A 9,012-nucleotide genomic window follows, 5' to 3' on the forward strand; every position below is an offset into this window, starting at 1 on the left:
TTACCCCCTCTGGTAATAATATTGCAATGTATCAGGATAAATTTCGGTAGGGTAATTACCGGTAAAACAGCCGAGGCAGAATTTGGGCTCTCCATCTTGGCCAAGTGCTTTTACCATGCCCTCCAAACTTAAGAATGTTAAGGAATCCGCACCGATCAACTGCCGAATTTCCTCCACGCTTTTATCCGAAGCAATTAATTCTTCCTTTGTGGATGTATCAATTCCATAGAAACACGGGTTGGTAATTGGCGGTGAGCTAATGACCACATGAACTTCTGTTGCTCCGGCTTCTTTTAACAAGGAAACAATTCGTCTACTTGTCGTTCCGCGGACGATCGAATCATCGACCATAATTACACGCTTTCCTTCCACAACACCGCGAACAGCGGAAAGTTTCATTTTAACGCCCTGTTCACGTAATGACTGTGACGGCTGGATGAACGTTCTGCCAACATAACGATTTTTAATTAAACCCATTTCATAAGGAATCCCCGCTGCTTCGGCATAACCGATGGCCGCTGAAATGCTGGAATCTGGCACGCCTGTTACAACATCCGCTTCAATTGGCGCCTCAAATGCTAGACGTTTCCCCATATTTTTACGTGCTGTATGGACATTGATGCCATGAATATTGCTGTCAGGCCTTGAAAAATAAACATACTCCATCATGCACATCGATTTTGTTGTACTAAGAGCGAATCGGTCAGAGGTTAGTCCCTTTTCATTAATTATCAATAATTCCCCAGGCATGATGTCCCGGGTGTATTCAGCACCAATGACATCAAACGCGCATGTTTCTGAGGCAATGACATAGGCTTCGCCAAGACAGCCGAGCGACAGCGGTCTTAAACCATGCGGATCAAGTGCCACCATCAACTCTGTTTCGGTCATAATTAGATAGGCATACGCCCCTTTTAACATCGAAAGGGCATTTTTCACTTGGTCTCTCATTTCTTTATATCCGCTTCTTCTAATCAAATGCGCAAGCACTTCAGTGTCTGAGCTTGTTTGAAAAATACTTCCCTGTGATTCAAGCTGATGCTTCAAAGAATTTGCATTGACTAGATTGCCGTTATGGGCGAGTGCCAGACTGCCGCTTTGCGAATGAAACAGGAGGGGCTGAACATTTTCATAACCGCCCCCGCCTGCTGTGGCATAGCGTACATGGCCGATGGCAGCATGTCCGTTTAACTGCTTCATGGCTTCTGCCGTGAAAATCTCCGTAACAAGCCCCTCACCTTTTACACCGGTTAACTGTTTCCCATCGGAAACAACAATTCCGGTTCCTTCCTGGCCGCGGTGCTGGAGACTGTGCAGCCCGTAATAGGTCAGCTGGGCTGCATCTTTATGACCCCACACACCAAAAATTCCGCACTCTTCATTTAATCCCTTGATTTCAGCAAGCATGGGATCGCTCCTTTCCAGGCAGCTTTTAGTTCTTCTACTGTGCTCTCAAGAACTGTTTCTCCCTCGGCTGCAACTGTTAACATTCCAGATTGATTAACTTCCCCGATCAATTGCGCTTCTACTAAACTTTCAAACTTAGCTTGGTGTTCTTTTTTAATGGATAACAAGAAGCGGGATTGCGTTTCACTGAAAAGGGCCGATGCCTGGTTTCCAGTAATCGTCACTGTTGCACCGAGCCCGTTTCCGGCAAATAGACATTCCGCCAAGGCAACCGCCAGGCCGCCTTCTGACAAGTCATGCGCAGATTGAACAATTCCAGTGCGAATAGCTGCCAGAACCTGTGCCTGTCTTTCTCTTTCAACTTGCATATCAATTTCTGGTGCTTTGCCGAAAATCCGGCCATAAAGCAGCTTTTGTAGTTCGCTGCCGCCAAATTCACCCTTTGTTTCCCCAACTAGATAAATTAAGTCGCCAGCGTTCTTGAAATGCTGAGTCGTAATATGGTCAAGGTTAGTGATAAGGCCTACCATGCCGATTACTGGAGTCGGGTAGATGGCTGTTCCACTTGTTTCATTATAAAGTGATACGTTTCCGCCAATGACTGGTGTTCCTAGGACACGGCACGCTTCGCTGATGCCATCTGCCGCTTTTTCAATCTGCCAAAATACTTCCGGCTTTTCCGGGTTTCCAAAATTAAGGTTATCGGTGATGGCCAACGGCTCGGCGCCGGAGCAAATGATATTCCTAGCTGCTTCAGCAACAGCAATTTTCCCACCGGTTTCAGGATCGAGATAGACATATCTTGCGTTACAGTCTGTCGTCATCGCTAATGCTTTACGAGTTCCTCTAATTCGGGTTACAGCGGCATCAGAACCAGGAGAAACAACTGTATTGGTACGCACCATGTAATCATATTGCTCATATACCCATTCCTTGCTGGCAATGGTTGGCTGGCTTAAAAGTTGCAGCAATGTACTTTTTAGATTATCAACCTGTGGAACTTCATTATCCATCGCTTGGAATTCAGCAAAATAAGCCGGTTCTTTTGATGGTTTATGGTAAACCGGAGCGTCCTCAGCCAAGGCGTCCACTGGGATATCCGCCACTACTTCTCCTTTATGTAGCAGACGGAATTGTTTATCATCCGTAACCTTGCCGATTGCCACACATTCCAAGTCATATTTTGCAAAAAGATCTTTAATTTCTTGTTCCCTGCCCTTTTTCACAACAATAAGCATCCGTTCCTGTGATTCGGACAGCATCATTTCATAAGCGGTCATGCCAGTTTCCCGTTGAGGTACCAAATCAAGATTCAGCTCAATCCCCATACCAGCTTTGCTGGCCATTTCCGATGAAGAGCTAGCAAGTCCCGCCGCACCCATATCTTGAATTCCGACAAGCGCATCAGATTGGACCAGTTCAAGACAGGCTTCCAGCAACAGCTTCTCCATAAATGGATCGCCCACTTGTACGGCCGGCCGTTTTTCATCAGACTGCTCCGTTAACTCCTCCGAAGCAAATGTCGCACCGTGGATTCCATCACGTCCCGTCTTTGCCCCTACATACATGACCGTATTGCCAAGACCATGTGCCTGTCCCTTTTTAATATCCTTATGATCGATTAGCCCGACACACATCGCATTGACAAGCGGATTTCCTTCATAACATGGATCAAATTGAACTTCACCGCCAACTGTCGGAATGCCAATACAGTTACCGTAACCGGCAATCCCTGCTACCACTTCTTTAAACAAATAGCGGACTCTTGCGGAATCCAGTTCGCCGAAACGAAGCGAATTTAATAGGGCAATCGGACGTGCTCCCATAGAAAAAACATCGCGGATAATCCCGCCAACACCCGTTGCTGCGCCTTGATATGGCTCAATAGCGGATGGGTGGTTATGACTTTCAATTTTAAACACAACTGCCTGGCCGTCACCGATATCAACAATTCCTGCACCTTCACCAGGACCTTGAAGGACCTTTTCACCGGTTGTTGGGAATTTTTTTAAAACAGGCTTGGAGTTTTTATAGCTGCAATGCTCGGACCACATGACCGAAAATAGTCCTGTTTCTGTATAATTCGGAGTTCTGCCGAGAATTTTTTCGATCATCGCAAACTCTTCATCGGACAAACCCATTTGCTGATAGATTTTTTCTTGCTTAATTTGTTCCGCATTTGGTTCAAGCGTTGACAACATGTGCTTCCCTCCAAGTTTTTACGATTGATTGAAACAATTTCAGCCCATCAGCACTGCCTAAAAGAACATCAACTGCTCGCTCAGGGTGAGGCATCATCCCAAGAACATTTCCTTTTTCATTCACAATGCCGGCAATATCAGCGAGACTTCCGTTCGGATTGTTTCGGTATGTGAACACAATTTGATGATTGGCCTTTAGTGCAGCCAAAGTTTCCTCGTCACAGTAGTAATTGCCTTCCCCATGGGCAACAGGAATAGAAATGGTTTGATTTGGCTGGTACTCGCCAGTAAACATGGTTTGATTGTTTTGGACGACTAAGTCAACCGGTTTACAAATAAAGGAAAGACTTTCGTTTCGTCTCATTGCGCCAGGAAGCAAGCCTGCTTCCAGCAAAATTTGAAATCCGTTGCATACCCCTAGGACCGGTTTGCCTGCTTCAGCTGCTTTGACTACTTCCTGCATCACCCTGCTAAAACGGGCAATGGCTCCTGACCGGAGGTAATCACCATAGGAAAATCCGCCAGGGAGAAGGATTCCGTCATATTCGTCTAGGCTTTCGGCATCATGCCATACATATTCAACTTCTTCGCCAAGCTCATCTTTAATGGCATGGTACATATCGACATCACAATTGGATCCCGGAAAGACGATCACTGCAAACTTCACTGAGCGACAACCTCCTCTACCTCGTAACGGTAATCTTCAATAACCGGGTTTGCCAAAAGCTTCGTACAAATTTCATTCACCACTTCATCAATATTGCGTTCAGATTTTTCGATTGTTAATTCCATATATTTGCCGATTCGGACATCGGTCACTTCATGATAATTCAATGAATTTAAAGAATGGGTAACGGCTTTTCCCTGCGGATCTAAAACACTTTCTCTTAATGTAACAAATACCTTCACTTTATACATGTTGTGGCCCTCCAAGTCTTTTTAAGATCGTTTCATATGCTTCTGTTAAACTACCTAAATCACGGCGGAATACATCTTTATCCAGCTTTTCATTCGTTTGCTGATCCCATAGGCGGCAAGTATCGGGAGAGATTTCGTCTGCTAGTAAAATTTGTCCCTGTGCATCTTTGCCGAACTCGAGTTTAAAATCGATTAATCTGATGCCAAGTTCTGCAAAAAAGCTCGATAAAACCGCATCCACCTTCAATGCTTTTTCCCTCAGAATTTCAATCTCTTCAGCTGTTGCCACTTTTAATTCCCGAATATGGTCAACAGTAACCAGCGGGTCACCAAGAGAGTCATCTTTCAGATAAAATTCAACGATCGGTGCTGACAGCGGACGGCCTTCTTCGATTCCCAATCTTTTTGAAAAGCTTCCTGCCGCTACATTACGTACAACCACTTCAAGCGGGATGATGGACACTTTTTTCACAAGCTGTTCGGTTTCGGAAATCCGTTTAATAAAATGAGAATCAATGCCTTTTTCCTTTAACTTTAAAAATAGCAAACTCGTAATCTCATTGTTTAAACGACCCTTACCAGTGATTTCTGCCTTTTTTTCTCCGTTAAAGGCAGTAGCGGAATCTTTATACTCCACCAAAACAACTTGTTCTTCTTCTGTTGTATAAATACGCTTCGCTTTTCCTTCATACAGCAGTTCTTTCATTTGTGAATCGCTCCTTATTCGGAATGTTGGGAATCTTCATTATAATGAGGGGGCATTTTGCATGGCAGTTTGCCCCCATATTTTGTTTTTCGGCATTATACATCTTGGTCGAGTAAGACCGGCAAGGTTATTCATTCAGCCCTAATCGCTCAAAAATAGTGTCTACATGCTTTAAATGGTAGTTGTAATCAAAGCAATCAGCAATTTCGGCTGGTGATAGTAAAGATGTAATTTTGGCATCGGCCTCTATCAGTCCGCGGAATGGTACTTGTTTTTCCCATGCCTCCATTGCTTTTGGCTGTACAGTGTCATATGCTTCTTCACGGGATAATCCTTTGTCTATCAATGCTAAAAGCACGCGCTGTGAATAAATTAAGCCGAGAGTCCGGTCCATGTTACGCTTCATATTTTCCGGAAAAACGGTCAAGTTCTTAATAATATTGCCAAAACGGTTCAACATATAATTTAATGCAATCGTCGCATCTGGCAAGATCACCCGTTCAGCAGAAGAATGAGAGATATCGCGTTCATGCCAAAGCGGCACATTTTCATAAGCGGTTAACATGTAACCGCGAATCACACGGGCCATCCCCGTCATATTCTCTGAACTGATTGGGTTTCGTTTATGCGGCATTGCCGATGACCCTTTTTGCCCTTTCGCGAAAAATTCTTCAACTTCACGTGTTTCGCTTTTTTGCAATCCACGAACTTCTACAGCAAATTTTTCAATAGATGTTGCAATTAGCGCAAGCGTGGCCATATAGTGAGCATGGCGGTCGCGTTGCAGTGTTTGCGTTGAAATCGGTGCGCTGGCGAGTCCCAATTTTTCACAAACATACTGTTCCACAAACGGGTCGATATTAGCGTAAGTGCCGACAGCACCAGATATTTTTCCAACTTCCACACCCTTTGCTGCCTGCTTAAAACGCTCCAAGTTGCGTTTCATTTCTTCATACCAAAGGGCCATTTTCAGTCCAAATGTAGTTGGCTCGGCATGCACACCATGTGTCCGTCCCATCATCACTGTAAACTTATGTTCAATGGCCTTATTTTTTAATATTTCAATAAAGTTTTCAATGTCTTTTAATAAAATCGCATTGGCCTGTTTCAATAAGTAGGAAAGGGCTGTGTCGACAACGTCAGTCGAGGTTAGTCCGTAATGCACCCATTTCCGTTCTTCGCCCAATGTTTCGGATACCGCCCGGGTAAACGCCACGACATCATGCCGTGTTTCTTCCTCAATTTCTTTAATTCTGTTGATATCGAATGAGGCATTTTCGCGAAGCTTTTGTACATCCTCTTTCGGGATTTCTCCTAATTCGGACCATGCTTCACATGCTAGAATTTCCACCTCAAGCCATGCCTTGAAACGGTTCTCTTCCGTCCAAATAGCTCCCATTTCGGGTCTTGTGTAACGATCAATCATCTTTTATCCTCCGATCTTTTCCTTTGCTATGCTCCAAATGCTGCTTCCTTGAATTTCATGAAGAGCATCTTCTACTGTATCACGCATTAATGTCACATGCCCCATTTTTCGCTTCACCTTGGGCTCTTTTTTTCCATACAAATGAATTTTCCAATTTTCCACAGATGGTATTTCTGTATACAGCCTTTCCAGATGCTCTCCTAATAGGTTGACCATTACGACAGGTTTTAACAGTTCCGTACTTCCTAATGGCCAGCCGCAGATCGCACGGATATGCTGTTCAAATTGCGACGTCACGCAGGCATCAATTGAAAAATGTCCTGAATTATGCGGTCTGGGCGCCAATTCGTTAATATAAATCGTACCATTTTCGGTTACAAACATTTCAACAGCGAGCGTTCCGATGACACCTAAAGCATCCGCAATTTTTCTTGCCTTTTCGATAGCATCAGCCTGAATATCTTTTGAAATTCTTGCCGGAACGATCGTTTTGTGTAAAATATTTTCTTTATGAACATTTTCCGCTACTGGAAAAATAGAGGTTTCTCCTTTGACACTCCGCGAAACAATAACTGATATTTCCTTTTCAAACGGAATCCACTTTTCCAATACACATTCTCCAACTGCTAAAAGTTCCCTTCCATTGGCCAGATCCTGCTCACTTTTTATGACCAATTGGCCTTTTCCATCATAACCCCCGCGCGCGGTTTTTAAAACAGCGGGATAACCAATCTCATGAATGCTAACCAATAAGTCTTCCATACTTTCAATAACGGCGTATGGTGCAACTTCTACACCCGCTCCTTGAATCGCAGCTTTCTCTTTAATCCGGTCCTGCGTAATGGTTAACAAGTCTTTCCCTTGCGGCACATATGCCCGTTCTACAAGCCATCCTAACGTATCGGCATCTATATTTTCAAACTCATATGTTATAACATCACTTACTTCTGCCAGCTTACTAATGGCATCGCGGTCATTATAGGCACCGATGACTTCTATATCAGCCACCTGGCCGCATGGTGAATCTTCGGTTGGCTCTAAAACAGCAATTCGAAAGCCTTGCGCTTTCGCAGCCAATGCCATCATCCTTCCAAGCTGACCTCCGCCGATGATTCCGACCGTCGCCCCGGGTAAAATCGTTTTGTTATTCAAGGTGATCACTACTTTCTAGCACTTCATCTTTAATTGCTTCTCGCCTTGCTGTTAATTTCCCCGCCAGTTCTGCATCCTCTACTGCTAAAATTTGCGCTGCCAGCAAGCCCGCGTTCAAGGCGCCTGCTTTACCGATTGCTACGGTTGCAACCGGCACACCACCTGGCATTTGCACTATAGATAACAAAGAGTCTAAGCCATTTAAAGCATGTGATTGTACTGGAACCCCAATGACCGGCAAAGTAGTTTTAGCAGCCACCATACCCGGAAGATGCGCTGCCCCGCCGGCTCCAGCAATAATCACTTTTATTCCTCTTTCTTTTGCTTTTTCTGCATAAGTAAACATCAAATCAGGGGTACGGTGGGCGGAAACGACCTTTTTCTCATAGGATATTTCAAGCTGATCCAAAATCTCGCAAGCATGCTTCATCGTTTCCCAGTCTGATTTACTTCCCATAATAACACCAACTAAATTCTTCATCCTCATCCCCCTAATCTTGTAACTTTTATATATAGAGTACATTCAATCTCAATAAAAAAGCCCGAAACAAATGGCCTCTCTTTAAGAGAAAGCCATTTGTCCGGGCATTAAAATGATCATCACAAAATAGGGGGAACATCCCCTAGTAGTTGCCGAACATATTGACTTTCCCTCATAGTCCAATAATTTACGGTTATTGGGTAGAAACTTATGGGCCATATTCCCATGGATATACGAGGGTGCAAACATTTCAATTAACAACTCAATCATAACAACTAATATCACTGACTGTCAACCAATATATCGAACATTTATCGAATTAACAAAAAAAATGTTCGTGTTTTACTCTAAAATCTTGCCTTCAAAGATGATTTGACGACCAATTGGTTCGTAAATCGTTTCACTATCCCTTTTGATCTCTTGAAAAATTGGCTTTTCCAATCTCCGAACAGGTGTATATCCCTGCTGCTTCATCCGATTCAGGCACTGTTCAATTGTTTCATTTTCCTGAACTTCAAATAGCATTTTCTTTTTATTCATTCTATAATAACTCCTTTTCCTAATTTCCTCTATACCTATTTCTTATTTCTTAATTTTCAATAATTATCCCCCTTAAATACGTTAAGATATGGAACAAAAGGGGCAAAATGTTATATTTGTTTTTCAAAATTGAGGAAAACAATAAAAAAGGACAATCTTTACAGATTGTCCTTTTTTATTG

General features: G+C 43.5%; 9 protein-coding genes and 1 riboswitch. All 9 genes read right to left on the reverse strand.

The features are described 5' to 3' along the window. The 9 genes from purF to BFU02S_RS04415 all read right to left on the reverse strand — a co-directional run bounded on the left by purF (position 1) and on the right by BFU02S_RS04415 (position 8,831). A complete protein-coding gene (gene purF / locus BFU02S_RS04375) occupies positions 1-1,407 on the reverse strand; it encodes an amidophosphoribosyltransferase (protein WP_066367106.1) in 1,407 nt (468 codons plus the stop codon). Beyond that, positions 1,383-3,608, reverse strand: coding sequence for a phosphoribosylformylglycinamidine synthase subunit PurL (gene purL / locus BFU02S_RS04380; RefSeq protein ID WP_066367108.1), 2,226 nt, complete (start codon positions 3,606-3,608; stop codon positions 1,383-1,385). The genes purF and purL overlap by 25 nt, the downstream gene beginning before the upstream one ends. After that, positions 3,592-4,275 carry a phosphoribosylformylglycinamidine synthase subunit PurQ gene (gene purQ, locus BFU02S_RS04385; RefSeq protein WP_066367110.1) on the reverse strand — a complete coding sequence of 228 codons (684 nt, stop codon included), beginning with the start codon at positions 4,273-4,275 and terminating at the stop codon, positions 3,592-3,594. The genes purL and purQ overlap by 17 nt, the downstream gene beginning before the upstream one ends. After that, positions 4,272-4,526 carry a phosphoribosylformylglycinamidine synthase subunit PurS gene (gene purS / locus BFU02S_RS04390; RefSeq protein ID WP_066367116.1) on the reverse strand — a complete coding sequence of 85 codons (255 nt, stop codon included), beginning with the start codon at positions 4,524-4,526 and terminating at the stop codon, positions 4,272-4,274. The genes purQ and purS overlap by 4 nt, the downstream gene beginning before the upstream one ends. Next, on the reverse strand, positions 4,519-5,232 hold the full coding sequence (gene purC, locus BFU02S_RS04395; RefSeq protein WP_066367119.1) for a phosphoribosylaminoimidazolesuccinocarboxamide synthase: 714 nt from the start codon (positions 5,230-5,232) through the stop codon (positions 4,519-4,521). Before purC ends, purS begins: the two co-directional genes overlap by 8 nt. A gap of 127 nt (positions 5,233-5,359) precedes the next feature. Further along, on the reverse strand, positions 5,360-6,658 hold the full coding sequence (gene purB / locus BFU02S_RS04400; RefSeq protein ID WP_066367122.1) for an adenylosuccinate lyase: 1,299 nt from the start codon (positions 6,656-6,658) through the stop codon (positions 5,360-5,362). 3 nt (positions 6,659-6,661) lie between these two features. Next, complete coding sequence (gene purK, locus BFU02S_RS04405) at positions 6,662-7,810, reverse strand: 5-(carboxyamino)imidazole ribonucleotide synthase (protein ID WP_066367125.1); 1,149 nt, start codon at positions 7,808-7,810, stop codon at positions 6,662-6,664. Then, on the reverse strand, positions 7,803-8,291 hold the full coding sequence (gene purE / locus BFU02S_RS04410) for a 5-(carboxyamino)imidazole ribonucleotide mutase (protein WP_066367127.1): 489 nt from the start codon (positions 8,289-8,291) through the stop codon (positions 7,803-7,805). The genes purK and purE overlap by 8 nt, the downstream gene beginning before the upstream one ends. Before the next feature lie 155 nt (positions 8,292-8,446). After that, positions 8,447-8,548: riboswitch (purine riboswitch) on the reverse strand. An 85-nt stretch (positions 8,549-8,633) separates the two neighbouring features. Continuing rightward, positions 8,634-8,831: an NETI motif-containing protein gene (locus tag BFU02S_RS04415; protein ID WP_066367129.1), complete on the reverse strand. Its 198-nt coding sequence runs from the start codon at positions 8,829-8,831 to the stop codon at positions 8,634-8,636. Positions 8,832-9,012: the final 181 nt, after the last annotated feature.

The sequence above is a fragment of the Neobacillus fumarioli NBRC 102428 genome (genome assembly GCF_001591485.1).
GTDB lineage: Bacteria > Bacillota > Bacilli > Bacillales > Cytobacillaceae > Neobacillus > Neobacillus fumarioli.